Here is a 24,941-nt window from a genome sequence, read left to right as displayed (position 1 = left end):
GATTATCGGTGCGTGCCGATGCCGGGGCGTCCCGCTGCGGGAACGCTTTATGCGTGCTGCGCCGCACCACTCACCAAGGAAGGAGCGCGCCTCATGTTGGATCGGACCACCACGGAGTTTTCGCACGTCAAGCCTGGCGACACCGACTACAAGTCGGGCGGGCTGCGGGACTTTTTCCTCTACCGCGACCTCGGCATCGCCGACGCCACCCACGGCAAGGTGATCGCGCACCTGGTCAAGGCCAACATGGCGCCCGAAACAGGGACCGGCTGGCACCGGCACGAGGCGGACTTCCAGATCGTCATCATGGTCAAGGGCTGGGCCCGCTTCATGTACGAGGACAAGGAAACCCTGGTGGAAGCCGGCGACGTGGTGCACCAGCGGCCGGGCATCCGCCACTACCTGTTCGACTACTCGCCGGACATGGAATACCTCGAGATCGTCTCCCCGGCCGACTTCAAGAGCGTGGACGTGGAACCCGTCTGCGAGATACCGGCACCCACGCCCTGGAAGTAGCGCCCAGAATCGGCGCATGCCCCACAACCGCTCCGCCGACGCCCGCGCCTCGCTCCCCGACATGCACCGCCTCTTCGTCGAGCATTTCGGCGAGATGGGCAGTCGCTGGGGCATCAACCGCACGGTGGGGCAGATCCATGCCCTGCTCTTCCTGTCCGAACGGCCGCTCAACGCCGAGGAGATCAGCGAGGCCCTGGGCTTCTCACGCTCCAACGTGAGCATGGGCCTGAAGGAACTGCAGGCCTGGCGTCTGACACAGCTGCGACAGCTGCCAGGCGACCGGCGCGAGTACTTCGAAGCGCGGGGCAGTGTCTGGGAGATCTTCCGCGTGCTGGTGGAAGAGCGGCGCCGACGCGAGATCGAGCCCACGCTGTCGATGCTGCGCAACGCCCTGATGCAGGACGCCGCCACCGAGGAGGAACGTCATGCGCAGCAGCGCATGCGCGAAATGCACGACCTGGTCGAGCGCCTCCTGCGCTGGCTCGACGACGTGCAGCGCCTGTCGCCCGAGACGGCCATGCGGCTCATGGGCATGGGTGCTGCCGTGACGCGGGTGCTCGACATGGGCGGCCGGCCCGCGGCCTTGCCCGGGCAGGGTGAAGACGACCAAGCCTAGTCGGCGCCCCCACACGCAAAAAGGGCTGCATTGCAGCAGCCCTTCTCCCTGGGTGACGCGGCTCCGGTCCGCGCTGGCGGGCATTGCCCGCGCGCACTCAATCCTTGCCCTTGAGCGCGTCCTTGGCCTTGTCGGCCGACTTCTTGGAGCGGTTCTTGTGGTACTCGGACTTGACGTTGTTGACCGCCTTGCCCACCGGCCCGCTCTTCTTCGCGTCGCTCTCGGCGCGCTTCTGATCGATCTTGTGCTCCGCGGCGTCGGACGCCTCGGAGGCTGCCTTGCCCAATTGCGCATGGCTGGCACCCGCAAAGGCGATCAGCGAAAGGGCGGTCGCAATGCCGAAAAAGGTTTGACGCATGGTTTTCTCCGAATCTGTGAACGATGCGCCAAGCGTGCCGCGGACGCCGCACCGCGGACTGTCGGCCATCGCGCCATCGTGTTGACCGAAGCAGCAGTGCGATGTCGCAAGGCGTCGGCCGTCAACCGCCCTGGCGCTGCTTACAGCCGCCCTGCTTCCACGTGTGGAACAGTGCGTCCTGGCTGGCCGGTGGAAGCACGCCCAGGCGGACCCAGCCAGGCATGCCGAAGCTGCCACAGTCGCGCAGCTTGATGCCGTGCGCGCGCAGGCGGCGCAGCGCCTCGCCCAGCGACGCGACGTCCGGCCGGGCACAGAAGAAGTTGGCGACGCCGGGCTCGACCTGCCAGCCCAGCGCTTCGCAACCGGCGATCTGGCGCCGCTTCCAGTCCTGCAGCGCCGGAAGGCAATGCGTCACGAGCCATTCCTGCACGTCCGGCGCCGTCCAGGCCTGGAGCATGGCCTCGGCATGGGCGCCCAGCGGCCACGAAGGCGCCAAGGCATGCAGGTCGTGCATCAGTTGCCGTGGCGCCTCGGCCGGGGCGATGGCATAGGCGCCTCGCACGCCCGTCAGGCCCAGGGCCTTGTTGGGCGTCCACAGCTGCCAGCAGCGGTCGCGCTGCGCGGCGGTCAATGCGGAAGCGCCCTCGAGCCGCAAGGGCGCATAGGCGCAGTCCAGCACCATCGTCGTGGCCGGCATGAGGGCATCGATCCGCGCAGCCAGGTCCGGCACCGCATCACCCCGGGGGGAAGATGGCTCGCAGGTCCAGGCCAGGATCGGCGGGCTTTGCGTGACTCCACGGCTGCCGTCGTCGACCTGCACGGGCAACCCGTGGGCCTCGGCCGCGCGCCGGTAGTCGCCATAGGCTGCCACAGGCACCTGCACGGGCCCCTCGCCCCGCCGGCGCAAGGCCATGGCGACCGTGATGCGCATGATGAACTCGCTGGCACTCGCCGCCACCAGCACGCGCTCGGGAGCCACCTGGTGCCATGCGGCCAGCCGGCCCCGCAGGGCTGTCGCCGCAGGGTCCGGGTAGCGCCTGGGATCGGCCGCGCTCAGCGCAGCCGTCACCGTCGCGCAAGGGCCACAGGCATTGGCGTTGGTGGAAAAGTCGTGCACGGGCACACCGTCCGCATCCGGGCCCCCATGCACCGTCGCCCGCATCACCACGTCCACCCCCGCACGGCCAACGCCAGGGTGGCCAGCACGCCCGCACCGAAGGTCGCCCGTCCAGCAAGGACCAGTGCGTGATGCGTGTCCTGCGCCTGCGGTGCCCGTCCGCCCGGGTGCAGCGTGTAGACCCCCGGCTTGCGCAGGTGCACGCCGAGCAGCAGCGCCATCGCGCCCATGGGCCAGCCGCCGTTGGGCGACGGCGTGCGCGCCGCCTCCTGCCGCAGCCCTGCGGGGAGGTACCCGGCGGCCAGCATCAGCAGCAGGGCCGTCAGCCGGGCCGGTACCCAGGACAGCACATCGTCCGCCCGGGCCGCCCACTTGCCGGCCCAGGTCCAGTCCCGCCCGCCACGCTCGCCGCGGTAGCCCCACATGGCATCGGCGGTGTTGGCGAACCGGTAGAGCGCGGCACCAGGCAGGCCGGCGATGGCGAACCAGAACAGCGGCGCCACCACCGAGTCGTTGAGGTTCTCGGCCAGCGACTCGATGGCACTCTCGCGCACATCGCCAGCATCCAGGCGCTGCACATCGCGGCTCACCAGGCGCGCGAGCCGCTCGCGGCCTTCGGCCAGCGAGCGGCCCAGCGCCGACTCCACCGCCGCCACCTCGTCGCGCAGCATGCGCCAGGCCAGCAAAGGTTTGAGGCACAGGGCCAGCCCGAGCGCGGCGAGCATCGCTGGCAAGGCCTTGACGATCTCCTGCACGGCCTGCCCCAGCGCGCCAGCGACGAAGGCCCCCACCAGCCACGCCAGCGCACCCCGCACGAAAGGCGCCGCACGCCGCGCATCCCCCGACAACGGCGCCGCATGACGACCCGCCCAGGCCAGCCAGGCGCCCATGCCCACCACCGGATGCAGCCGCGCGGGCGGCTCGCCCAGCCAACGGTCGACGGCCAGCGCCAGCCAGAGCGCAGCGACCAATACGACCGGGCCGTCGCTCACGGAGCCTCAGTCCTCAATCCCGCGCTGCGCCGGAATGCCCGCATCGAAGGCATGCTTGATCTTGCGCATCTCGGTCACGGTGTCGGCGATGTCGATCAGCTCCTGCGGGCAGCGTCGGCCGGTGAGCACCACGCTCACGGACGTCGGGCGGTGCATCAGCACGTCCAGCACCGGCTCCAGCGGCAGCCAGCCGTAGATCAGGGGATAGGTGATCTCGTCCAGCACCACCAGGAAATGCTCGCCCGAGCTGATGGCCGCCGCCGCCCGCGCCCAGCCGTCGCGCGCCAGTTGGGCGGATCGCTCCAGGTCCTGGCTCTTCCAGCTGAAGCCGTCGCCCAGGCCCTCGATGGGAATGCCGAGCTGCTCGAAGACGCGGTGCTCGCCGAAGCGCGCGCTGGGCACCTTCATGAACTGGAAGATGCGCACCGGCTTGCCGCGGCCATGGGCCCGGATGGCCAGGCCGAAGGCGGCGGTGCTCTTGCCCTTGCCGTCGCCGGTGTTGACGATCAGCAGCCCGCGGCGCTCGCCTTCGGGCTTCTCGTAGGGCTTGGTCTGGGGCGGGGTTTCGGTCTGCATGGCAGGTTCTCGGGTGAAGGTTCAGCGGTGCAGCGCGACCCACTGCTCGTCGACGCGGTGGATGCGGATGCGGTGGTCGAACACGGCCTCGACCGCGGCGTGGGTCGCACTGTCGCCGCAGGGGCCATGGTGCAGCAGCCGGCCGCCAGCCATCACGGCCAGGTCGTCTGCGGCGAGGGCCGCATGCAGTTCATGCAGCACGGTGACGACGGTGCGGCCCGCACCCGCCAGGGCACGGGCCAGGGCCAGGCAATCGGCCTGGTGCGGCGGGTCGAGGTTGGCCAGCGGCTCGTCCATCAGCAGCACGCCCGCCTCCACCGCCAGCGCGCGGGCCAGCAGCACGCGCTGGCGCTCGCCGCCCGAGAGCTGCGAGAGCGGCCGGCCCCGCCAGTCCCAGGCCTGCGTCTGGCGCAGGGCCTGTTCGACGGCGGCATGGTCGGCGTCGGAAGGTGCAGCCAGCCAGCGCTGGTGCGGCAGCCGGCCGAGCATGGCCACGTCATAGGCCGTGAGGTCGTCCGCGGCCGGGTCGGCCGCGCCGCCCTGCGCCAGCCAGGCGAGGCGGCGAGCGCGGGCCCGGTGCGGCCAATGGGCGAGCGATCGGCCGTCGAGCAGAACCTCGCCGGCCGATGGCGCCAGCAGTCCCGCCATGGCGCGCAGCAGCGTGGACTTGCCTGCACCGTTGGGACCCACGATGCTGGTCCAGCGGCCAGCCTGCAGCTGCAGGCCCACCCCATGCAGCACCGGTGCGCCGCCCAGACGCGCCTCGACGCCACGGACCAGCAGCACCGGCCCGCCCCCGCCTTCGACAGTCGGGCGGGCGCTCATCGGCTTGCTCCGCGCGCGCGCCGGTGCATCAGGAAGAGCAGGTAGCCGCCACCGAGCACGGCCGTGAGCACGCCGACCGGCAGCTCCTGGGGCGCGATCAGCCAGCGGGCCAACAGGTCGGCCGCCATCAGCAGCAGGCCGCCCATGAAGGCCGACAGCATCAGCAGCCCCGCATGCGTGGTCTTAATGATCGAGCGCACCAGGTGCGGCGCCGCCAGGCCGACGAAGGCGATCAGCCCCGTCTGCGCCACAGCCGCGCCGGTGGCCAGCGACAGCACCGCCACCAGCGCCGCGCGCATGGCCGGCAGCGGCAGGCCCAGGCTGGCGGCGGTGGCCTCGCCCAGGGCCAGGCCGTCGAGCACCGGCGCCAGCAGCCGCGCCGCCAGCAGGCAGCCCGCCAGGGCCAGGGCCATGATGGCGCACGCGCTCCAGCCCACCAGCGCCGTGTTGCCCAGCATGAAGACGACCAGCGCCTGCAGGATGTCGGCCGAGGACAGGGTGAACAGGTCCTTGATGGCACCGAGCACCATGCCCACGATCACGCCGGCCAGCAGCAGGCGCAGCGTGTGCTGGGCGCCGCGGGCCAGGGTCAGGGTGAGCAGCACGGCCGCCACCGCGCCCGCGAAGGCGGCCCCGGTGAGCCCCAGCCGCACGCCCCAGGCCGCCGCGGCGGGCGAGCCGCCGATGGCGCCCAGCGCCAGCGCCACGCCCAGGCCGGCGCCCGAGGCGCTGCCCAGCAGCCAGGGATCGGCCAGCGGATTGCGGAACAGCCCCTGCGCCACGGCCCCCGCGAGGCCGAGCAGCCCACCCGCCAGCCAGGCGCCGACGGTGCGCGGCAGGCGGATGTCGCGCACGATCTGCCAGGCAATGGGGTCGTCGGCGAGTTGCCACAGGCGCTCGACGCCCGTGCTGCCCACGGCCGCGCCCAGTGCGCCCAGCAGCAGCGCGGCTAGCAGGACGGCCAGTGTCAGCACGCGGGCGCGGCGGCCCTGTTGCAAGTGCGCCGCCATCACTCGGCCAGCGGGCGGCCGGCCAGGCAGTCGGCCATCAGGCGGGCGGCCTCACCCATGCGCGGCCCGGGGCGCACCAGCACATCGGCCTGCGCGGCGCTGAAGCGGCAGATGCGGCCGTCGCGCACGGCGCGGATGCCGGCCCAGCCGGGGCGCTGCTCCATGCCGGCGGCGCTGCGCACACCGACCATGATCAGCTCCGGATCGGCCCGCACCACGAACTCGGGGTTGAGCTTGGGAAAGGGTCCCATCGCCGCCGGCACGATGTTGCGCGCGCCCAGGCGCGCCAGCGTCTCGCCCATGAAGGAGCTCTCACCCGCCGCATAGGGACCGTTGTTGACCTCGAAGTAGACGCGCTGGCCGCGGCGCGCGGGCGGCACGCTCTGCGCGGCGGCCTCCAGTTCGCCCTGCAGGCGCTGCCAGAGCGCGGGCGCGCCCGGCCGGCCCAGCAGCATGCCGACCTTGGCCATCACGCGCTCCACGTCGGCCTGGGTCTTGGGCTCCAGCACCGCGACCTTCAGGCCCAGGGCCTCCAGCCGGTCGACCACGCGCGAGGACTTGGCCAGCAGCACGAGGTCGGGCTTCAGGGCCACGACGGCCTCGACATTGGGATCGATGCCGCCGCCGACCTGCGGCAGGCTGCGCACCGGCGCCGGCCAGTTGGAATAGCGGTCCACGCCCACCAGCCGCTCGCAGGCGCCGAGCACGCAGACCGTCTCGGTGAGCGAGGGCAGCAGCGTCACGATGCGCTGCGGCGGCTGGGCAAGGCGCACGGTGGCGCCACGCTCGTCCACCACCTCGACTGGCGCCGCGTGCAGGACCGGCACGCTGGCGGCGAGCAGCAGGACGGCGAAGGCCGATCTCAGGGAGCGGCCGGTGCGCAGGATGGGCCAGAGGGTCATGCGTTGTCCTTCACGGTCAGGGGCAGGCCCGCCACCATCAGCGTTACGCGGCCACAGCTGGCGGCCACATGCTGGTTGAGCTGGCCCAGTGCATCGACGAAAGCACGGGTCTCTTCGCCGAGCGGGATCACGCCCAGACCGATCTCGTTGCCCACCAGCACCACGGGCCCGGGCGCCAGCGACAGCGCCTCGACCAGCAGCAGGGCTTCGGTGCGCCAGTCGGGCAGCGCGGCGCGCTGCGGGTCCAGCTCGGGCGGCATCAGCAGGTTGGTCAGCCACAGCGTGAGGCAGTCGACCACCAGCAGCGTGTCGGGGCGGCTCAGCGCGCCGATCAGCTCGGGCAGGCGCAGCGGCTCTTCGACCGTCTCCAGGCCGGGCACGCGCTCGGCGCGGTCCAGGCGGTGGCGGGCGATGCGCCGGGTCATCTCGGCGTCCCAGGCCTGGGCCGTGGCGATGAGCACGGCCCGCCGGCCGGACGCGCCCGCCAGCCAGTCGGCGGCCGCCGATTCCGCGCGGCGCGACTTGCCGCTCTTCTGGCCGCCGAGGATGAAATGGTGGGCGTTGTCGGTCATCACGGCGCCGATGTTCGCAGCAGGGGCCGGCCGTCGAAGAGCCGTGCCGTCGACGCCGGGTCGGACGGGAACCATGCGTGGAAATAGCTGGCCCGCACCGGCCCTTGCGCGTACAGCGCCTCGCCAGCGTCTGCCTTGGGCTCGGCACCGGGCCGCGCGCTCCGTGCAACGGGCACGAGCGCCGTCTCGCAGCGGGAGTAGTGGAAGGTATGGCCGCGCAGCAGCCCGCTGTCGATGGCCAGCCATTGCGAGCCCAGGCCCGCCAGGCGCGGCTGCATCACCGTGCGGCCGGGCAGCAGCCCCCAGAGGCGGTGGCTGCGGCCTTCCCTGTCGACCAGTTCGTCGAACAGGCTCATCATGCCGCCGCATTCGGCCCAGATCGCACGGCCCTGCGCCACATGCGCGTGCAGGGCTTCGCGCAGGTCGGTGCGCGCAGCGAGGCGCTCGGCATGCAGCTCGGGATAGCCGCCCGGCAGCCACAGCGCGTCGCACTCTGGCAAGGCGTCGCCCGCCAGCGGCGAGAAGAAGGCCAGCCGCGCGCCGAGCTGCGCCAGCAGGTCGAGGTTGGCGGCGTACAGAAAGCAGAAGGCCGCATCGCGGGCGACGGCGATGGTGCGACCCGCCAGCAGCGCCGGCAGGGGCGCGGCTGCAGGCGGTGCGGCGAAATCGACCTGCGGCAAGGCCGCGAGCCCGCCCTGCCCCAGCGGCGTGGCGGCCAGTGCGTCGGCCGCGGCATCGAGCCGCGCCAGACCGTCGTCCAGCTCGGCGCTGGCCACCAGGCCCAGGTGCCGCTCGGGCAGGCCGAAGTCGGCGCTGCGCGGCAGCCCGCCCAGCCAGTGCGCCGGGTTGCGCAGCGAGTGACGCAGCATCTCGCCGTGGCGCTCGCCGGCCACGCGGTTGGCCAGCACGCCGGCCCAGGGCAGGCCCGGGCGATAGCTCTGCAGCCCGTGCGCCAGTGCGCCGAAGGTGCCGGCCATGGCGCCGGCGTCGATCACGGCGAGCACCGGCAGGCCCAGGCGCTGGGCCAGATCGGCCGCGCTGGGCTCGCCATCGAACAGGCCCATCACGCCCTCGACCACGATCAGGTCGGCCTCGCTCGCCGCGGCATGCAGGCGGGCGCGGGCATCGGCCTCGCCCGTGATCCACAGGTCCAGCGAATGCACCGGTGCGCCGGTGGCGAGGGCCAGCCATTGCGGGTCGAGGAAGTCGGGCCCGCACTTGAAGGCCCGGACCCGCCGGCCCTGGCGCGCATGCAACCGCGCCAGGGCCGAGGCCACGGTGGTCTTGCCCTGGCCCGAGGCGGGCGCCGCCACCAGCACCGCGGCGCAGGTGGCGGACGCGCGGCCGTCGTCGGTCAGCGCGGCGTCCACTTCAGGCCCACGTAGGCCGTGCGGCCGGCCGTCGCATAGGTGTTGGCCAGCACGTAGGTCTTGTCGGTGGCGTTGTCCAGGCGGGCGACCAGGCGCAGGTCCGGCCGCAGCTGCACGCTGCCGTACAGGTTGAGCAGGCCGTAGCCGGCCAGCACGATCTTGTTGGCCGTGTCGTCGAAGCGGCGCGAGGCCAGCTGCACTTCGGCCCCGACGGTCCAGATGCCCTGCGTCCAGTCGGCGCCGAAGGTGGCGTAACGCTTGGCACGGCGCGGCAGCTGACGGCCGGTATCGGAGTCCTTCGGGTCCTGCACGTCGATGGAGCCGCGCAGGGTGAAGTGCTCGCCGAAGCGATGGTCGGCGGCCAGGGTGGCGCCCTGGTACACGCCGCGTCCCACGCTGGCGTAGCAGCCGAAGGGCTGACCGCACGAGGTGTTGCTGCCCGTGAAGACGATCAGGTTGCGCACGCGGTTCTCGTAGACCACGAGGCTCGCGTTGCTGCGGCCGTCGCCGTAGCGCAGGCCCACCTCGGCATTGCGGCCGGTCTCGGGCTTGAGGCTGGCGTCCCCGTATTCGCTGAAGCGCTGGTACAGCGTGGGCGCGCGGAAGGCCGTGCCGGCGGCCGCCGTGACGCGCCAGTTGCGCACGAACTCGTAGCCATAGGACGCGCTGCCGGTGGTCTTGCCGCCGAACTCGCTGTCGTCGTCATGGCGCACATTCAGCTGCAGCGTGTGTGCGCCCTGATGGAAGCCATAGCCCAGTGCCAGCGCGTCCTGCGCGCGGTCGCGGTTGAGCGTCCTGCGCCAATCGGTGAGGGACGGGTTGAGCAGTTCGTCCTCCCGGCGCTCGAGCGCGGCGGTGAAGCGATGCGGGCCGTATTTGCCCTCGGCCTGCAGCAGGTAGCCGCGCAACTGGGTCTCGGTGATGTAGGTGGTGCGCGGATAGCCGGCATACCCACGGGCCACGCTGGCCGAGGTGGTCTCGTAGCGGCTGTCGCTGTCGGTCACCTGCAGCAGCGTCTTCCAGTGCTCGGTCCATTGCGCCGTCCAGTTCAGACCCGCCGTGCGCAGGTGGTAGAGGCTGCGATCGTCGGTGGCGGTGGCGAGCCGGTAACTGGTGCCGGACGTTGCGTCATAGCCGGCGGTGGTCTCGTTGTCGAGCACCGTGGCCTCGATGCGGTGCTGGGCGTTGATCTGCCAGCCCAGGCGCACGTTGGCCGAGCTGGAACGGTAGAGATCGGCGTCGGTGTTGTGGTTGACGGCACCGGTGCGCACGTCGAAGCCGCGCGTGGTGGTGTAGCCCGCGCCCAGCGAGTAGTCGAAGGCGCCGGACTTGCCCGACAGCCCCACCTGCGCATCGCGCAGGCCACGACTGCCCGCACCCACGCTCACCGTCGGCGAGAAGCCCTCCTCGCCGCGACGGGTGAAGAGCTGCACTACGCCGCCGATGGCGTCCGAGCCATACACGGCCGCGGCCGGGCCGCGCAGCACCTCGATGCGGTCGATCTGCGACAGGGGCAGCGCCTCCCAGGTGGCGCCGCCGGTGGACTGCGAGTCGATGCGCACGCCGTCGAGGTAGACGGCGGTGAAGCGCGTCTCGGCGCCGCGCAGGAAGACGCTGGTGGTGTTGCCGATGCTGCCATTGCGCGAGATCTGCACGCCGGGCAGGCGGGCCAGCAGGTCGGCCACGCCGGTGGCGCCGCTGTTCTCGATGGTCTGGCGGTCGATCACCGACACGTCGGAGACGAGCTCCGACAGCGGCTGCTCGACACGGGTGGCGGTGACAACGGTTTCCTGGAGCGTCGCGGGCTGAGCCAGCGCGCCGAGGGGCGAAAGAAGGGCAATGGCGGCCGCCAGCGGCGACAGGGGACGGGTGCGCGACAAGGCGCGCGCGGAAGAACCAACGCGGGTGATCATGATGTGGAAGCCGAGGCTCCGTGAAGCATGTCCCTGGCCGGCCTCCCCGCCGGCGATGGGACGTCATGACGACCGTGCTCCGTCCCGAAGGAACGGGAGCGCGGCCGCCGCCTGTGTTGGCCGGTATCCGGGCTGGCAGCACGCGCCGGCCGCCTTCCCAGGGATCGCGTGTCGACGATCTCCAGTGGCTTGCTTGGACGACGTGGCGCATGTGCAAGACACATGCGCCGGCTGCTTCACCGTTGCGGGGGCAGCGCAGGCTTGCCGGTGGACGGCGCCGGATCCGGGGCGCCTTGCGCCGCGAGGCGAAAGGGCTGGATCACGGTGCCGGCCGTGCGCGCTGGCACGCGCGCGGGCTCCTGCTTCCCGTTGAACTGCGACGCGCGAACCGCGCCGCGAGCACCAACAACGGCGCGCATTGTAGGCAGAGGCCGACAGGCCGACCCCTACAATCGCCGTCCATGTCTGCACCGAGCCCCATCGATCAGATCGCCGAGCGCGTGGAACGGCTGCTCGTCCGCCACGAGGAAATGCGGCGCACCAATGCGCTGCTGGTGCAGCAGGTCGATGCGCTCACCCGCGAGCGCGACGCCCTGCGGGCCCGGCTCACGACGGCCCGCACCCGCATCGACGCCATGCTGGAGCGCCTGCCTCCAGACCTGGGCGCCGACGCCCCGCTTCCCTCCTCCACCTCGCCCACGCCATGAATCAGATCGAAGTCCGGATCATGGGCCAGAGCTATCTGCTGGCCAGCCCCGACGACGGCGAAGCCGCGTTGCGCGAGGCGGTCGCGCGGGTGGACGAAGCCATGTGCAGCATCCGCGATGCAGGCAAGGTGAAGGCCCGCGAGCGCATCGCCGTGCTCGCATCCCTGAACCTGGCGTACGATCTGATCCAGCGCGAATCGGCGCCTGCGCCTACACCCCTGCCTGCGGCGATGGATCAGGGCGATTCCGATCGCGCGGCCCACCTCATCCGCCGCCTCGATCAGGCCCTGGCCGGCGACGGACTGCTGCTGTAGCGCCCCAGCTTTTACGCACGTCTCGGGCCGACTTGCAACTCGCGCCCAACAAGGCCAACACGACACACGGGACACTGCAGACAGGCCGCATGCGAGGCATAGAATGGACTCGTCTGCGGTGCCGCCGGGCTTTATATTTCCTTGAACCAATGCTCTATGGAGCCCGGGCTTGGTACATCGCCTGGCAAGCGTGATCATCTCGCGTCAGATGAACCCAATGCCTTGCTGCCCTCGCCCACCTGAACCCTGCGTTCAGGATGACGGTCCGGTCGCATTCGCAGACACCTATTCCTTCAACGGCCCCCGCGCGGGGCCGTTGTCATGTGCGCGGCATCCTCACGCACAGGCGGGCCTCGCACCGCACGCATAACAACACTCCGGAGACCCTCCCCCATGAGCATCGAACCCCTGCTGATCGTCGAACTCGGCCTGCTTGGCCTGGGCGCCGGCTTCCTGGCCGGCCTTCTGGGCATTGGTGGAGGCATGGTGATGGTGCCCTTCCTGACCTACATCATGAGCACGCGCGGCGCCTCGGCCGACCTGTCGGTCAAGATGGCCATCGCCACCTCGATGGCGACCATCATGTTCACCTCCATCAGCAGTGTCCGCGCTCATCACAAGCGCGGCGCGGTGCGCTGGGACATCGTGCGCCGTCTGGCGCCCGGCATCGTCATCGGCAGCCTGGTCGGCAGCCTGGGCGTTTTCGCGCTGCTCAAGGGCTCGGTGCTGGCCATCTTCTTCGCGTTGTTCGTCGGCTTCTCGGCCACGCAGATGTTCCTGGACAAGAAGCCCGCGCCGAGCCGCCAGATTCCCGGCACCGGCGGCCAGCTTGCCGCGGGCGGGCTCATCGGCTTCATCTCGGGGCTGGTGGGCGCGGGCGGTGGCTTCATCAGCGTGCCTTTCATGACATGGTGCAACGTGCCCATCCATGCCGCAGTTGCCACGAGCGCGGCCCTGGGCTTTCCAATCGCGGTCGCCAATGTGGCCGGTTACGTGGCCAGCGGCTGGTCGGTGCAGGGCCTGCCGCCGGGTGCCTTCGGCTACATCTGGCTGCCGGCGCTGCTGGTCGTGGCGGTGTGCAGCGTGCTGATGGCCCCCCTCGGCGCACGGGCGGCCCATGCCTTGCCCGTCAAAAAGCTCAAGCGCGTCTTCGCCAGCGTGCTCTACGTGCTGGCGGCCTACATGCTCTGGAAGGGCCTGAGCGCCTGACCGACACGCGGCGGCTCAGGGCACGCTGGCGGTGAAGCCGACCTGCCCCGAGTAGGCGCCGGCCCTCATCGCCGGCGTGGCGGTGAAGGTGAAGGTCCAGTTCGCGCTCTGCTGCGTCACCAGTCCGCCGAAGGCCGTGCCCGTGACCGTCGAGGCGCTGCCCGTTCCCGCTGCCGGCAGCGCTGGCGCAGGCAGTCCCGCGTTGTCCGATGCGATGGCAATGCTGTTCATCGGCAGCGTCGAGACGCCATTGCTCAGCGCCGACAGGACCGTCGCCTGGAGGCTGACGGTTCCGGCATTGCTGCCGATCTGGACCGGGAGCACGTTGTTGCTGGCCGTGGTGCTGAAGCTGGGCGCCGCGCCGTTCCAGGGCACCGGCTGGTTGTTGCCGGTGACGGCCGTGGTGGGCGCGTTGGGCAATGTGGCGCTTGCGGCGAAAGCCACCGTCGCCAGTCCTGCGCCCGTCGGTCCCACCCGCACATAGAGGTAGCGACCGATGTTGATGCGAAAGTCGAGGCGCGCCGAGACGCTGTAGGGGCTGTTTGTGTCGCTGACCTGCTCGGCGCCGGCAGCGCCGCCGAGACTGCCCAACGCCGCCAGGACCATCGACGACAGCCACGGCCGCGTCGCGCTTGTCACCGGAACTCCGCCTCCACCCGGAAGCTGCCCTCCTCCCAGTCGATGAGCCCCGAGGCCTTCACGGGCAGCGGCAGCATCGTCGGCACGACACCATCGTCCGCGCGGGGACTGAGGGGAAGCAGTCGCGTCTGCCCCGGCATGATGGGGGTGCTCTCGGGGATCCACTCCTGCGTTTTCCCATCGGCCGAGCGCACGTCCAGCGCGCCGCCCAGCCGGCCATGGGCATCGCCGTCGTTGCGCACCACCACCACCGGCTGGCGGCGGCCCTGATGCTCGCGCACGCCGGCGTCCTCCAGCACAAGGCGCGGCGCGGCGCCCCCGACCGCCAGGTACACCGCCACCGCGATCCGGCCGCTCACCGGAAGACGCAGCGCCATGCCCTTCTCGCGCACGAGGGCCTGATAGGCCGGCTCGACGCCTTCGACGGCCAGCATGAAACGGCATTCGCTGCGCGCCGTGCCTTCCGGCACATCGACCTGGAAGCGCAGCGTGCGCTTCTCCATCGGACCGAGCTTGAGCGAGCGCCGCTCCAGCAGCACCCAGGGCCGGCAACTGCCGGGCAGCAGTTCGTCGTGATAGCCGATCTGCCCCTGCGCGTTGTACGTCCAGTCGAGCGTGCGTACGCTGAGCTCGACCGGTGCATTGCCCATGTTCTGGATGTCGAGCACCTGGCCCACACGTCCGCCGGCTTTCGCGCCGAGCTCGAATCGCGACGGCGCAACGCCCAGTTCGAACGGCGCGGCGCCGGCGCCACCGGCAAGCAGTGCCAGTGCCGCCAGGGAAAGCAGCCGGCGCAACGACAGCACGGACGCGCCGCAGCCCGCAGAAAAGCGCCCGTCCGTGGCGGTCGGTGTCCTGGTCATGGCATCACCTCGATCTCGAAGTAGGTTTCGACATTGAGCGCGCGCAGGCTTGTCGCGCGCCATTCGCGCAGGTCGAGCTGCATCCGCAGATCCAGCCGTTCGACCATCCAGGGCGCGGGCACCGTGCCCACCCACACGACACGGCGCTCGCCCGGCCCCGCCGCGCCGGACGCGAAGGCGCCCGCGCCGCGCCATTCGAGCCGCAGGCCGGCAGGCGACCGCAGACCATCGATGAGCATCGGCACGACCAGCGAGATACGCGCCCGGCGTCCGACATAGGCCCCGGTGGCCAGCCTGTACTCGACGCCCCTGAACGTGGCCAAAACATACGGCGAGCCGGCGGCCGCACCCGTGGCCTCGATCGTGGCCTGGACCCGCGCACGAGGCGATGCCGAATCGTCCAGCCGCTCGGCCCAGGCGGGCATGACGCCGGCCACGCACAGCGACAGCGCCCAGAGCGTCCGGATCGCGCGATTCGCCACGGGCCTCAGTTCATCGCCGCGGTGAAGGTCACGCGGCCCTGGTAGCTGCCCGCCGGATACAGCGTGCTGTTGGCGTAGCTGAACGTAAGGGTGTTGCTCATCTGCGTGCGGCTGGACCCCTGCAGGAAGGTCTGGATGAAGTTCGGCAATCCGAACTGCGCCAGCTGCTGGCTGGCGGAGCCGTTGAAGCTGCCCGTCTGGATGTCGTTGCCCGCGTTGGTGCCGGTGTCTAGGTTGCTCGATACCCAGCCGATGCTGGAGAAGGGGATGACGGTGCTCGCGCAGGTGGTCACGGTGATGCAGGGCAGTCCCGCCGCAGACGAGGCGGTCAGCGTGACGGTGGAGGGCGAGAAGAGGCCGGTCTTGTCCGCGGAGACCGTGACCAACACCGCGCCCACGCCACCTCCCGTCACGACCCCCGGGCTGGGCGCCACATCCGCGTTGCTGACATCGAAAGTGACCTCGTCCACCGTGCCGCCGGCCGAACCCACGCGCAAGGTGATGCCCTGCGTCACCGACACGAAGGTGGTGAGGATCACCGCATGGGCCGGGGCGGCGACGCCCAGCACCGCTGCCGCGGCCGCACCCAAGGCGGCGCATCGCATCGCCCGCAACCTGCCCCCGAACTGGCTGAACATCGCCCAGGCTCTAGACGCCGGAGGCGGTGTAGGTCACCACGGCGCTGTAGGCACCCGCGCTCCAGCTGGTGGGCGTTCCGCCCAGCGCGTAGGTCCACGTGCCGCTCGCGAGGGAATTGCTGGTGAACGCCGTCGAGGTGCAGGCGCCCAGGTTGGCGCCCGGGTGGGGCAGCGTCCCGGTTCCAGTGACGGTGAAGCTGGCATTGGGCGGTCCGCCCGTGGCCGGCGACCAGGTACCCACCGCGCAGTTGATCGTGCCGCTGCCCGCATTGGTCCAGGCGGTGACGGCGACGGCTCCGGGCTGCGTGCCGATGCTCACGGTAGGGGCCGAGGCATCCCAGTTGACGCCAGTGTTGTTGCCCGTCACTGGCGGCGTGGGGACGGCGGGGATGCTGAACGTGGGCGTCCAGGCCAGGTTGGTCTGGGTCGTGCTGGCGGCGCCCACCCGCAGAAGGATCAGCTTCGGCACGGTGAGCGACAGGTTCACCCGCCCGGTCGCCGTCAGCGTGCCGGAGCCGGTTGCCGCGTAGCCGTAGGTGGACTCGGCCCGGCTCACGCTGCCGATACCCGCCAGGGCCATCAGCACACCCAGCGCGACGATCCGGCGGACCGGCAGGCTCAGCCTCGCACCAGAGGCAACAGTGCGGACTGCGGTCATCACACGCCCGTCGCCGTGTAGGTCACCACGGTGCTGTAGGCGCCGGCGGTCCATGCGGACGGGGTGCCGCCCAGCTGATAGGCCCAGGTGCTGGAAGCGAGCGAGTTGCTCGGGAAACTGGTGGAGGCGCAGGCGCCGAGGTTGGCACCCGGGTGCGGCAGGGTCCCGGTCGAGGTGATGGTGAAGTTGCTGTTCAGCGGTCCGCCGGTGGCGGGGCTCCAGGTGGCAACGGAACAGTTGATCGTGCCTGCGCCCGCATTGGTCCACGCCGTGACCGACAACGCAGTGGGTTGCGTGCCGGCGGTGACCGTGGGTGCGTTGGCATCCCAGCTGACCGCGGTGTTGTTGCCGGCGACCGGCACCGTGGGCGTGGCCGGGATGCTGTAGGTCGAGGTCCACGACAGGGTATCGACCACGGTGTTGGCGCTGCCGACACGCAGCAGGATCAGCTTGGGAATGGTGACCGACAGGTTGACCCGCGCCGTGGCGGTCACGGTGCCGGTGCCCGACGAGGCATAGCCATAGGTGGATTCCGCCAGCGCCGAGCCGCTGGCGAGCGCGCCGATGCCGAGCGCCAACGCGGCGGCGCGGTGCAGAACGGTCTGTAGGGGGGTGGTCATGATTTCCTCTCTGAATGTGTGGGGGCGGTGGCGGGAGCGGTCGCGGTGGCAGCGCATCGACAACATCGCGGTGGGTCGCGGACGGTCGACCGGACGCCGGCCGGCTGGCGCAGTGACGGGGACACGGGCGACATCACGGCACGGCCTGCACGAGCGGCATGGACGCGGACCCGATGCCACGCAACGGGACCTCGACTGCGAGGGCGCCGGCGCGGTCTGCCCAGGGAAGCGGCACGCTCTCGACCGCGATGCTCAGCTGATGGCGGCCTGTGGTGACGCTGCGGAACTGGAAGCGGCCGTCCCGGTCGGTGGTGGTGCGGAAGCGGCCGTCGAGGACCACCTCGACACCGGCCGCCGGTCCCTCGGCCGTCTGCGGCAATCCGTCGCGGTTGGCATCGAAGAACACACGACCCTCGATGTCGCCACTTCCGGCGCCGGTGCGGACGCCGATCGGGGTGAAGGCTTCGCCCGTGCGCCCCTGCCAGCGCAGGTACACCTGAAGCGCCTTCTCGTCGCTGCGGTACACCTGGGGGGCGTCGAAGGAGGTCTGGACCAGTGCGGCACGCGCCTGATTCAGGCTGAGCGTGGCGCCCAGGCGCCAGCCCGCCGGCCAGGACTGCTCCACCGACACCGAGCCGGACAGGCCCCGGCTGGTGGAAAGCCCGCCGCTGCGCGAGCTGTAGCGCAGGTTGCCCTGCCAGTCCACGTTGCCGAAGACCCGCCCGCGGAACTGCACGCCAGCGGTCGGGTAATGACGCAACATGCCGCCACTCTCGTCGCGCGCATAGCCCAGCAGCGTGGTGAGCTCTGCGTCGCGGGAGGACGTGCGGGCATCGAGCCAGTCCTGTTCCCACACCAGTTCCTGACCCGTCGCTGTCTGACTGTCTGCGGCGATGGCACGGTTGCGTTGCACGGTGAGGCCCAGGCGACTGCGGGGCCACCCCATCACCCGCGTCTGCAGGTACACCGACGCGGCAAGACTGCGCTGGCTGCTGGACGTCGGTGCCGTGCTGGCAAGGTCCTCCAGCCAGGCGGAGCCGGCGTCGCGCGACGCCTGCTGCGAGATATCGGTGCCATAGACGCTTGCGCCCAGCGTGGTCTCGCGCCCCAGAACGTACTGGCCGTTGACCGAGATCGCGCGGCGGGTGCGCTCAGGGCCGCTGCGCGCCGGGTCGATCGGTGCCCGGTCCAGGTCGATGCCGGCACCCCAGCTCATCCGCGAGGTGCTGTGGTCAACACGCCAGTGGCCGCCCTGCGTGCCGGTCATCAGCGGCGCATCGCCGAAATGCAGATTGGGCCGCGCGGCGTACAGGCCCATCGAATGCCGGTAGGCCCCCAGACGCAGGCTGCCCTCGACAAAGAGGCCGACCGACGAGCCGCGTGCGACTTCGGGTGTACCGGACTGCACCTGGCTCGCGACCAGCGTCGCACGCAGCCTCGGCTCACCGTCGCGCAGCGGCCAGGGGTCGCGGCCGATGGAGGCGGCGACGCTGCGCACGTCCTTGGCGCCACTGCCCAGGCCAGTGGCCGCGTCGGTGTAGTACGCGGGCACGGCGGTCGCCTGTTCGACCTGCACGGCCGCGAATGCATCGCCGTCGATGCGCCGGGTGGCGCCCAACCACGCACGCGCCCCCTGGCTGCGCTCGAAGCCCGGATACGGACTGCCGACCAGCCAGCCACGCACCCCGGCGCCCGCACGCACTTCGCCGTCCGCATCGAACAGGCGGACCGATGCGCCCCGCAGCGGCGTGCTGCCGAAGGCCAGGCGGTCATGCCGCTGAAGGCCGTCGGTACGCTCCGCATAGAAGTCACCCGCGGTCAGGTCGACGAAACGCTGGGGCGTCAGCGGCAGGCCCAGCACCCGGAGATTCACACGGTCGCTGCGCGCCCTGCCCGCCTGCCCCAGCATGCCCGCGCCATACAGGCCCGCCTGCGGATCGCCGCTGAACGCGCGGCCGTCGTACTGGAACAGCAGGTCGCCATAGTCGGGCAGCTCCTGCCGGTACTCCGTGCGGACGCCCGCCTCTGAGGCGCGCAGGGCGCCACCGCCGTCGTTCGCGTGGCCCCAGCCGGCGCGCGACTCGACCAGCCAGGTGCGCAGCCCGAGCGCCTGCGACGCACCGTTGGAAGGCGCCGCGTCGCCGGCCGCGAGCTCGCTGTCGTCCATCACGCGGTCGATGTAGGTGGGCGGGGCCTGCTCGAGCTGGCTGCGCAGACGCGCCTGCTCGGCTTCGAAGCGGCTCATGGGCTGAACGCGCAGACTGCCCGACGCGAATTCCTGCGCATGCGTGGCCATGCAGGTCATGGCCGCTCCTGCAACGATGAGCAGTGCGCAACGGGTGAGTGGGCCGCCGGCCACATGCGCGCTCCTCACCTGCGCCTGTCCGCCCATCGGGCGGACAGCGCGATGCCCACCCGACGTGCCTTGCAGGCGCAGCAGGTGGGCAGACGACACGACATGGCGCGCATTGCCAGCAAACGCTTTGGCCTTTGGAAGGCCCCTCCTTGAAGTTGCTGTGCTGCGCAGGCGACGGCGGCTTGATCGGTGAGCGCGCCGCAGACCCGCGCCGAGATGCAGACGGTGACAGCGGTCTTAGAACTTTATGGGCACACACACCGGCGACCAAGCGATCTGCCGCTTCGTTCGGCGCATTGCGCGGAAAAGCCCACGCAATGCAAACAGAAGGTCAAAGATGCTGGCGATTTCGGCAACGCCAGCCACCCAATCAGGCACACCAGCGCGCCACTTCGGCCTGCAGGTCGATCCAGAGTGCCCGCCCCGCCACTGCAGTCAGCAGGAGTCCGGCCACGCGGGTGGCCGTTGCATCGCCCCAACGGCCGAAGCGTGCGCGCGTCCGGCGCCACAGACACGGCGCGGCCACCAGCGCCGCCGTGCCGCCCACGGCGAACAGGGCCATGACCGCAGCGCCGCCCAGCGCATCGCCGGCCAGGGCGGCCAGGAGCAGCGCCGAGTACAGCATCCCGCAAGGCATCAACGCCCAGCCGGTGCCGAGAAGGAGCAGCCCGGGCCCCGAGCGCCGCGCCTGCCTCAACCGTTGGACCACCTTGCTGACCGGGGGCAGCGACCACACCGGTTGACGGCCACTGGCGACCATCAGCAGCCCCCAGGCCAGCACTGCGGCGTGCATGAGCAGCCAGACCGGACGCAGCGCCGCCACGCTGTTGCTCAACCAGGCCAGCGCGTCGAAGGCGCTGGCCACGGCGGCCCCCGCGGTGGCATAGCCCAGCAGCCGCCCCGCATGCAGGATCACGCTGGCGCGTCCGGGCGCCGATGACCGGTCCAGGACGCCGACCGGCGCTGGGCCAGGGGGTGCAGTGGAGAAAGAGACGACCGGAAGACCCTGGTGCACGGGCCCGCCTGTGATCGCCCCGCAGGCGGGACCACACATCGCCACGCAATGTGGCGCACTGGCAAGACCCAACAGCAGGGCCGACACGGCCAGGCTTGCAACGGCCGTCATGGTCGGGTCCAGGCCATCGTGCCGTGTCGCCGCATGCGGACGGCTCAGATGACCCGCGAGAAGCGGCTGCGTGCCCGGTCGGCCTGCAGATAGCGGTCGAACACCATGGCGATGGCACGCACCACGTACCAACCGGCGGGCGTGACCTCGAGCTCGCGCTCGTCGAGCCGCACCAGGCCCTGCTCGGCCAGCGGCTGCAGCGCGTCCAGCTCGGCCGCGAAGTAGCGGCGGAAGTCCACCAGGTTGGCCGCGCCCATGGTCTCGAAGTCGATGCGACCCTGACACATGATGGCCATGATCACCGCGCGGCGGACCACGTCGTCACGCCCCAGGGCAAGACCGCGCACCACGGGCAGGTGCCCCTGCTGCAGCCGGTCGCGGTAGTCCTCGAGTGTCTTGGCATTCTGGCTGTAGCTGGCCCCCACGCGGCCGATGGCCGAGACGCCCAGACCGATGATGTCGCAGTCCGGCTGGGTGCTGTAGCCCTGGAAATTGCGGTGCAGCCGGCCCTGGCGCTTGGCCACGGCCAGGGCGTCCTCCGGCACCGCGAAGTGGTCCATGCCGATGTAGACGTAGCCGGCCTCGCCGAACACGCCGATCGCGCGCGACAGCATGTCGATCTTGGTGGGTGCATCGGGCAGCTCCTGCGACAGGATGCGGCGCTGCGGTTTGAAGCGCTCCGGCAGGTGCGCGTACGCGTACAGAGCGATGCGGTCGGGCCGCAGATCCACCACCTGCGCCAGCGTGCGTTCGAAGGAGCTGCTGTTCTGCCGCGGCAGCCCGTAGATCAGGTCGGCATTGATCGACACGAAGCCCAGCCTGCGGGCGGCTGCCATGAGCGCGAACACCTCGCCCGCAGGCTGGATGCGGTGCACCGCCTTCTGCACCTGCGCGTCGAAGTCCTGGATGCCGAAGCTCAGCCGGTTGAACCCCAGGGCGGCCAGATGCGCGAGGCGCCCCTGATCGACCGTGCGGGGGTCGACCTCGATGGAGCATTCGGCGCCGGGCAGGAAGTCGAAGGACTCGCGCAGCGCCGTCATGAGCGTCGCGAGTTCCCCGTCGCTGAAGAAGGTGGGCGTGCCCCCGCCCAGGTGCAGCTGGCTCACCGGCGCGCCGCGGCCCAGCTCGGCCACCTGCAGGCGCAGCTCGCACAGCAGGTCCTGCAGGTACTCCGCCGCCCGGGCGTGATGCCGCGTGACGATCTTGTTGCAGGCGCAGTAGTAGCACAGCGACTCGCAGAAGGGGATGTGCACGTACAGCGACAGCGGCAAGGCGCGCGCGCCGGCGGCCTCGCGCCGCTGGACCAGGGCCTGGGCGTAGTCGGAAGGACCGAAGGCCTCCACGAAACGGTCGGCCGTGGGGTAGGAGGTGTAGCGCGGGCCCGGCACGTCGAAGCGTCGCAGCAGCGACGTCGACAACACCGCGGGCTCGGCCACGCAAGAGGACGGGATGGGCAGGGAACTCATCGCAGCAGGGGGACACGGGTAGGTGCCCCGGTAGTTGCCTCTACTGTGCGGGCCCGGCGATGACGGACGCTTGATCCACATCAAACAGAAAGTTGATCGCTGTCGGAAAATACGCCGCAAAGGGGAGCACCGGGACGACAGACCGCTCGCGCAGACGACCGCGTCGCCGTTCCCATCCAGAGAGAGCCGGACACACCATGACCCCAGAATCCATCAAAGTCGCCTGTTCCAACTGCAACCTGCGCGAACTGTGCATGCCCGTCGGCCTCTCTCCCGAGGAGCTGCTGCGCCTGGATTCGCTCGTGGCCACGCGCCGCAAGGTGCGCCGCAAGGAACTGCTGTTCCACAACGGCGAGCAGTTCGTCTCGCTCTACGCCATCCGCACCGGCGTGTTCAAGACCCGCATCACCTCCGAGGACGGCCGCGACCAGGTCACCGGCTTCCAGATGGCCGGCGAGATCATCGGCCTGGACGGCATCGTCAACGACCGCCACACCTGCGACGCCGTGGCGCTGGAGGATTCCGAGGTCTGCGTGATGCCCTTCGACCGCATCGAGGAGCTGTCGCGGGAGGTGTCGGCGCTTCAGCGTCATGTGCACCAGATCATGAGCCGCGAGATCGTGCGCGAGCATGGCGTGATGCTGCTGCTCGGCAGCATGCGCGCCGAGGAGCGCCTGGCGGCCTTCCTGCTGAACCTGGTGCAGCGCCTTCATGCGCGCGGGTTCTCCGCCTCCGAGCTGGTGCTTCGCATGACCCGGGAGGAAATCGGCAGCTACCTCGGCCTGAAGCTCGAGACCGTGAGCCGCACCCTCTCCAAGTTCGTGGACGACGGCATCGTGGAGGTCAATCAGCGCCATGTGCGCATCCTCGATGCGGAAGCACTGCGGCGGATGGTGAATCCCACGGTCTGCGCCTGAGGGCTTCAGCAGCCGCGGACCGACGGCGCGGCTCTCCCGGACCTGCGAACAGGACGCCCATGGCGTCCTTTTTTCGTGGGTACGCCTTCAATCCTGCCCGGAGGGCGAGGCTTGCGCATTGACCTGGGCGGGCGTGCGCATCAGCAGCGCCGTCGTCGCGCTGCAGACCATGGCCACCAGCCAGAAGCCGAAGAAGCCCAGCGCATAGACCGCCTGACGCGGCATTTCCAGCGCATGGCCGAACCAGCGCAGCTCCGACGGATCGACGAAGCCGAAGACGAGGAACTCCAGGGCGCTGGCCGCCAGGAAGGCCGGCCAAGCGATGGCCATCACCGCGTGTGGCTGCTTCATGGACTCACCGGCGGCAGGTCGTGGACTGGCGTCGTGACGTGATTGCGCGCCTGCTGGGCTGGCGTGAGCGCATGCTGCGCCGCGAGCGTGCGGTTGATCTCGATGCCGCGGCGGTAGTAGTCGGCCTCGATCACCGGATCGGGCCGGTGCACCGCCAGCCACAGCGTGGCAAAGCCGGCCACCACCACCACCGCGGGACCGCCCACCACCATCCACATTAGGGGATGGCGCCACCAGGGCCCGCTGGAGGGCTCGACCAGGGGATTGGAAGCAAGCGTCGTCGGATTCGTCATGGGGTCCTCGTCGTGATGGATGCGAAGTCGATGTGCCGGGCCATCAGCGTGGCACCAGGAAGGCGGCCTTCTCGGCCACATGGGCGCCGCCGCCCTCCTCGCCCACCTCGATGCGCACGCTGTGCGAACCAGGCGCGGCGCTGCCGTAGGGAATGCTCAGCCGCACGGCCACCCAGCGGGCTTCGGCCGGACCGACCTCCACCGGTGTGTCGGGCGAGACGGCGATGCCCTCCAGTCCCTGGGCGGCCAGGTGGTACTTCTGCGGCCGCTCGGTGGCATTCATGATCTGCAGGCGGTAGACGTTCTCCAGCCGGCCACCCTCGGCGATGCGCGCGAGCGAAGCGCGGTCGCGCACCACGTCCACCTTCAGCGGCGTGCGGGCCACCAGGCTGACCAGCATGCCCACCACCAGCAGCATGAGCACCGAGGCATAAATGAGCACGCGCGGCCGCAGCACGCGGCGCCACAGCTGCGCACGGCTCCAGTGGCCGGCCATGCCGTTGACCGTGTCGTAGCGGATGAGACCCTTCGGGTAGTTCATCTTCTCCATCACGGTGCTGCAGGCGTCCACGCACTGGCCGCAGCCGATGCATTCGTACTGCAGGCCCTGACGGATGTCGATGCCCGTGGGGCAGACCTGCACGCACAGGTCGCAGTCGATGCAGTCGCCCAGGCCGCGCGCCTTGTGGTCCACGCTGCGGCCCCGCGGCGCGCGCGGCTCGCCGCGGCCCGGGTCGTACGTGACGATGAGCGTGTCGCGGTCGAACATGGCGCTCTGGAAGCGCGCATAGGGGCACATGTACTTGCACACCTGCTCGCGCATGAAGCCGGCGTTGCCGTAGGTGGCGAAGGCATAGAAGAAGACCCAGAACACCTCCCACGAGCCCATCTGCGTCTGCAGGAAGGCCAGCCCCAGCTCGCGCACCGGCGTGAAGTAGCCCACGAAGGTGAAGCCGGTCCACATGGCGATGCCGAGCCAAACGATGTGCTTATAGGCCTTCTTGACCAGCTTCTCCATCGAGAGCGACTCGCCGTCCAGCCGCATGCGGGCGGTGCGGCTGCCCTCGATCTTCTGCTCCACCCACATGAAGATCTCGGAGTAGACGGTCTGCGGGCAGGCATAGCCGCACCACAGCCGCCCGGCCACCGCCGTGAACAGGAAGAGCGACAGCGCCGAGATGACCAGCAGGCCCGACAGGTAGATCAGGTCCTGCGGATAGAGCACCAGCCCGAAGAGGTAGAAGCGCCGCGATGCCAGGTCGAAGAGCACCGCCTGCCGCTCGCCCCAGCTGAGCCAGGGCAGGCCGTAGAACACGAGCTGCGTGGCGAACACCATCGCCCAGCGCCAGCGCGCGAACACGCCCTGCACCGCACGCGGATAGATCTTCCTGCTGGCGGCGTAGAGCGACACGGCCTCCTCGGCCGGCGGCTCCGCGGCAATGGGGATGACGCGGCGCGGGCCGGGTGTCGGCGCGTTGGAGGATGCGGACATGGCAGTGGTGCGCCCGCAGGCGCCCTGGTTGCGTGGAATGGTC

At 70.6% G+C, this 24,941-nt stretch carries 28 protein-coding genes and 1 riboswitch; of the genes, 6 read left to right on the top strand and 22 right to left on the bottom strand.

Annotation, left to right across the window (positions count from 1 at the left end):
- Window positions 1–93 precede the first annotated feature (93 nt).
- Together BXA03_RS01820 and BXA03_RS01815 are read left to right on the top strand one after the other, a co-directional pair.
- Window positions 94–516 (top strand): cupin domain-containing protein, encoded by a 423-nt coding sequence (locus BXA03_RS01820; RefSeq protein WP_076503447.1) that lies wholly within the window; start codon window positions 94–96, stop codon window positions 514–516.
- A gap of 16 nt (window positions 517–532) precedes the next feature.
- Window positions 533–1,132, top strand: coding sequence for a GbsR/MarR family transcriptional regulator (locus tag BXA03_RS01815; protein WP_076503446.1), 600 nt, complete (start codon window positions 533–535; stop codon window positions 1,130–1,132).
- Between the two features lie 97 nt (window positions 1,133–1,229).
- Here the strand turns inward: BXA03_RS01815 and BXA03_RS01810 are convergent, their stop codons facing one another.
- Genes BXA03_RS01810 through BXA03_RS01765 form a run of 10 tightly spaced genes read right to left on the bottom strand, consistent with a single transcriptional unit; the run spans window position 1,230 to window position 10,767 of the window.
- A complete protein-coding gene (locus tag BXA03_RS01810; RefSeq protein WP_234983564.1) occupies window positions 1,230–1,559 on the bottom strand; it encodes a hypothetical protein in 330 nt (109 codons plus the stop codon).
- 52 nt (window positions 1,560–1,611) lie between these two features.
- On the bottom strand, window positions 1,612–2,652 hold the full coding sequence (locus tag BXA03_RS01805; protein WP_076503685.1) for an aminotransferase class I/II-fold pyridoxal phosphate-dependent enzyme: 1,041 nt from the start codon (window positions 2,650–2,652) through the stop codon (window positions 1,612–1,614).
- The gene (cbiB, locus tag BXA03_RS01800) at window positions 2,652–3,599 is read right to left on the bottom strand and encodes an adenosylcobinamide-phosphate synthase CbiB (protein WP_076503445.1); all 948 of its coding nucleotides are present in this window, start codon (window positions 3,597–3,599) and stop codon (window positions 2,652–2,654) included. The genes BXA03_RS01805 and cbiB overlap by 1 nt, the downstream gene beginning before the upstream one ends.
- Before the next feature lie 6 nt (window positions 3,600–3,605).
- Entirely contained in the window at window positions 3,606–4,175 is a 570-nt protein-coding gene (gene cobO / locus BXA03_RS01795; RefSeq protein ID WP_076503444.1) for a cob(I)yrinic acid a,c-diamide adenosyltransferase, read from the bottom strand.
- A gap of 21 nt (window positions 4,176–4,196) precedes the next feature.
- Window positions 4,197–5,000, bottom strand: coding sequence for an ABC transporter ATP-binding protein (locus BXA03_RS01790; protein WP_076503443.1), 804 nt, complete (start codon window positions 4,998–5,000; stop codon window positions 4,197–4,199).
- Window positions 4,997–6,010 (bottom strand): FecCD family ABC transporter permease, encoded by a 1,014-nt coding sequence (locus tag BXA03_RS01785; RefSeq protein ID WP_076503442.1) that lies wholly within the window; start codon window positions 6,008–6,010, stop codon window positions 4,997–4,999. Before BXA03_RS01785 ends, BXA03_RS01790 begins: the two co-directional genes overlap by 4 nt.
- Entirely contained in the window at window positions 6,010–6,912 is a 903-nt protein-coding gene (locus BXA03_RS01780; protein ID WP_083715817.1) for an ABC transporter substrate-binding protein, read from the bottom strand. The genes BXA03_RS01785 and BXA03_RS01780 overlap by 1 nt, the downstream gene beginning before the upstream one ends.
- Window positions 6,909–7,484: a bifunctional adenosylcobinamide kinase/adenosylcobinamide-phosphate guanylyltransferase gene (locus tag BXA03_RS01775; protein ID WP_076503441.1), complete on the bottom strand. Its 576-nt coding sequence runs from the start codon at window positions 7,482–7,484 to the stop codon at window positions 6,909–6,911. The genes BXA03_RS01780 and BXA03_RS01775 overlap by 4 nt, the downstream gene beginning before the upstream one ends.
- Window positions 7,484–8,854: a cobyrinate a,c-diamide synthase gene (locus BXA03_RS01770; protein WP_076503440.1), complete on the bottom strand. Its 1,371-nt coding sequence runs from the start codon at window positions 8,852–8,854 to the stop codon at window positions 7,484–7,486. Before BXA03_RS01770 ends, BXA03_RS01775 begins: the two co-directional genes overlap by 1 nt.
- Window positions 8,839–10,767 (bottom strand): TonB-dependent receptor domain-containing protein, encoded by a 1,929-nt coding sequence (locus tag BXA03_RS01765; RefSeq protein ID WP_076503439.1) that lies wholly within the window; start codon window positions 10,765–10,767, stop codon window positions 8,839–8,841. Before BXA03_RS01765 ends, BXA03_RS01770 begins: the two co-directional genes overlap by 16 nt.
- A 121-nt stretch (window positions 10,768–10,888) precedes the next feature.
- Window positions 10,889–11,036, bottom strand: a riboswitch (cobalamin riboswitch).
- Between the two features lie 192 nt (window positions 11,037–11,228).
- On the opposite strand from BXA03_RS01765, the gene BXA03_RS01760 reads away from it, so the two are divergent.
- The 3 genes from BXA03_RS01760 to BXA03_RS01750 all read left to right on the top strand — a co-directional run bounded on the left by BXA03_RS01760 (window position 11,229) and on the right by BXA03_RS01750 (window position 12,997).
- Window positions 11,229–11,474 carry a DUF904 domain-containing protein gene (locus tag BXA03_RS01760; protein WP_076503438.1) on the top strand — a complete coding sequence of 82 codons (246 nt, stop codon included), beginning with the start codon at window positions 11,229–11,231 and terminating at the stop codon, window positions 11,472–11,474.
- Window positions 11,471–11,788, top strand: coding sequence for a cell division protein ZapA (locus BXA03_RS01755; RefSeq protein ID WP_076503437.1), 318 nt, complete (start codon window positions 11,471–11,473; stop codon window positions 11,786–11,788). The genes BXA03_RS01760 and BXA03_RS01755 overlap by 4 nt, the downstream gene beginning before the upstream one ends.
- 393 nt (window positions 11,789–12,181) lie before the next feature.
- Complete coding sequence (locus tag BXA03_RS01750; protein WP_076503436.1) at window positions 12,182–12,997, top strand: sulfite exporter TauE/SafE family protein; 816 nt, start codon at window positions 12,182–12,184, stop codon at window positions 12,995–12,997.
- Between the two features lie 15 nt (window positions 12,998–13,012).
- Here the strand turns inward: BXA03_RS01750 and BXA03_RS01745 are convergent, their stop codons facing one another.
- From BXA03_RS01745 to hemN, 9 genes are all read right to left on the bottom strand, one after another.
- Window positions 13,013–13,636, bottom strand: a complete 624-nt coding sequence (locus BXA03_RS01745; protein WP_143476186.1) for a hypothetical protein — start codon at window positions 13,634–13,636, stop codon at window positions 13,013–13,015.
- Window positions 13,633–14,499: a fimbrial biogenesis chaperone gene (locus tag BXA03_RS01740; RefSeq protein WP_234983563.1), complete on the bottom strand. Its 867-nt coding sequence runs from the start codon at window positions 14,497–14,499 to the stop codon at window positions 13,633–13,635. Before BXA03_RS01740 ends, BXA03_RS01745 begins: the two co-directional genes overlap by 4 nt.
- The gene (locus BXA03_RS01735) at window positions 14,496–14,981 is read right to left on the bottom strand and encodes a hypothetical protein (RefSeq protein ID WP_076503434.1); all 486 of its coding nucleotides are present in this window, start codon (window positions 14,979–14,981) and stop codon (window positions 14,496–14,498) included. Before BXA03_RS01735 ends, BXA03_RS01740 begins: the two co-directional genes overlap by 4 nt.
- Before the next feature lie 5 nt (window positions 14,982–14,986).
- Entirely contained in the window at window positions 14,987–15,586 is a 600-nt protein-coding gene (locus tag BXA03_RS26975; RefSeq protein ID WP_076503682.1) for a hypothetical protein, read from the bottom strand.
- 43 nt (window positions 15,587–15,629) lie between these two features.
- Window positions 15,630–16,277 carry a hypothetical protein gene (locus tag BXA03_RS01725; protein ID WP_234983562.1) on the bottom strand — a complete coding sequence of 216 codons (648 nt, stop codon included), beginning with the start codon at window positions 16,275–16,277 and terminating at the stop codon, window positions 15,630–15,632.
- Window positions 16,277–16,897, bottom strand: a complete 621-nt coding sequence (locus BXA03_RS01720) for a hypothetical protein (RefSeq protein ID WP_076503433.1) — start codon at window positions 16,895–16,897, stop codon at window positions 16,277–16,279. The genes BXA03_RS01725 and BXA03_RS01720 overlap by 1 nt, the downstream gene beginning before the upstream one ends.
- Before the next feature lie 133 nt (window positions 16,898–17,030).
- Window positions 17,031–19,202 (bottom strand): hypothetical protein, encoded by a 2,172-nt coding sequence (locus tag BXA03_RS01715; protein WP_076503432.1) that lies wholly within the window; start codon window positions 19,200–19,202, stop codon window positions 17,031–17,033.
- 421 nt (window positions 19,203–19,623) lie between these two features.
- Window positions 19,624–20,379 carry a sulfite exporter TauE/SafE family protein gene (locus BXA03_RS01710; RefSeq protein ID WP_076503431.1) on the bottom strand — a complete coding sequence of 252 codons (756 nt, stop codon included), beginning with the start codon at window positions 20,377–20,379 and terminating at the stop codon, window positions 19,624–19,626.
- Window positions 20,380–20,423: 44 nt separating this feature from the next.
- Entirely contained in the window at window positions 20,424–21,845 is a 1,422-nt protein-coding gene (gene hemN / locus BXA03_RS01705) for an oxygen-independent coproporphyrinogen III oxidase (protein ID WP_076503430.1), read from the bottom strand.
- A 197-nt stretch (window positions 21,846–22,042) separates the two neighbouring features.
- Between hemN and fnr the strand changes: the two genes are divergently transcribed.
- A complete protein-coding gene (fnr, locus tag BXA03_RS01700; RefSeq protein WP_076503429.1) occupies window positions 22,043–22,762 on the top strand; it encodes a fumarate/nitrate reduction transcriptional regulator Fnr in 720 nt (239 codons plus the stop codon).
- An 87-nt stretch (window positions 22,763–22,849) separates the two neighbouring features.
- Here the strand turns inward: fnr and BXA03_RS01695 are convergent, their stop codons facing one another.
- Genes BXA03_RS01695 through ccoG form a run of 3 tightly spaced genes read right to left on the bottom strand, consistent with a single transcriptional unit; the run spans window position 22,850 to window position 24,898 of the window.
- A complete protein-coding gene (locus BXA03_RS01695; protein WP_143476185.1) occupies window positions 22,850–23,113 on the bottom strand; it encodes a hypothetical protein in 264 nt (87 codons plus the stop codon).
- Window positions 23,110–23,406, bottom strand: a complete 297-nt coding sequence (locus BXA03_RS01690) for a FixH family protein (RefSeq protein WP_076503428.1) — start codon at window positions 23,404–23,406, stop codon at window positions 23,110–23,112. Before BXA03_RS01690 ends, BXA03_RS01695 begins: the two co-directional genes overlap by 4 nt.
- Window positions 23,407–23,449: 43 nt before the next feature.
- A complete protein-coding gene (gene ccoG / locus BXA03_RS01685; RefSeq protein WP_076503427.1) occupies window positions 23,450–24,898 on the bottom strand; it encodes a cytochrome c oxidase accessory protein CcoG in 1,449 nt (482 codons plus the stop codon).
- Window positions 24,899–24,941 lie beyond the last annotated feature (43 nt).

The organism is Pseudacidovorax sp. RU35E (genome assembly GCF_900156165.1).
Classification (GTDB): Bacteria; Pseudomonadota; Gammaproteobacteria; order Burkholderiales; family Burkholderiaceae_C; genus Xenophilus.
This window is presented reverse-complemented; position numbering and strand designations above follow the sequence as displayed.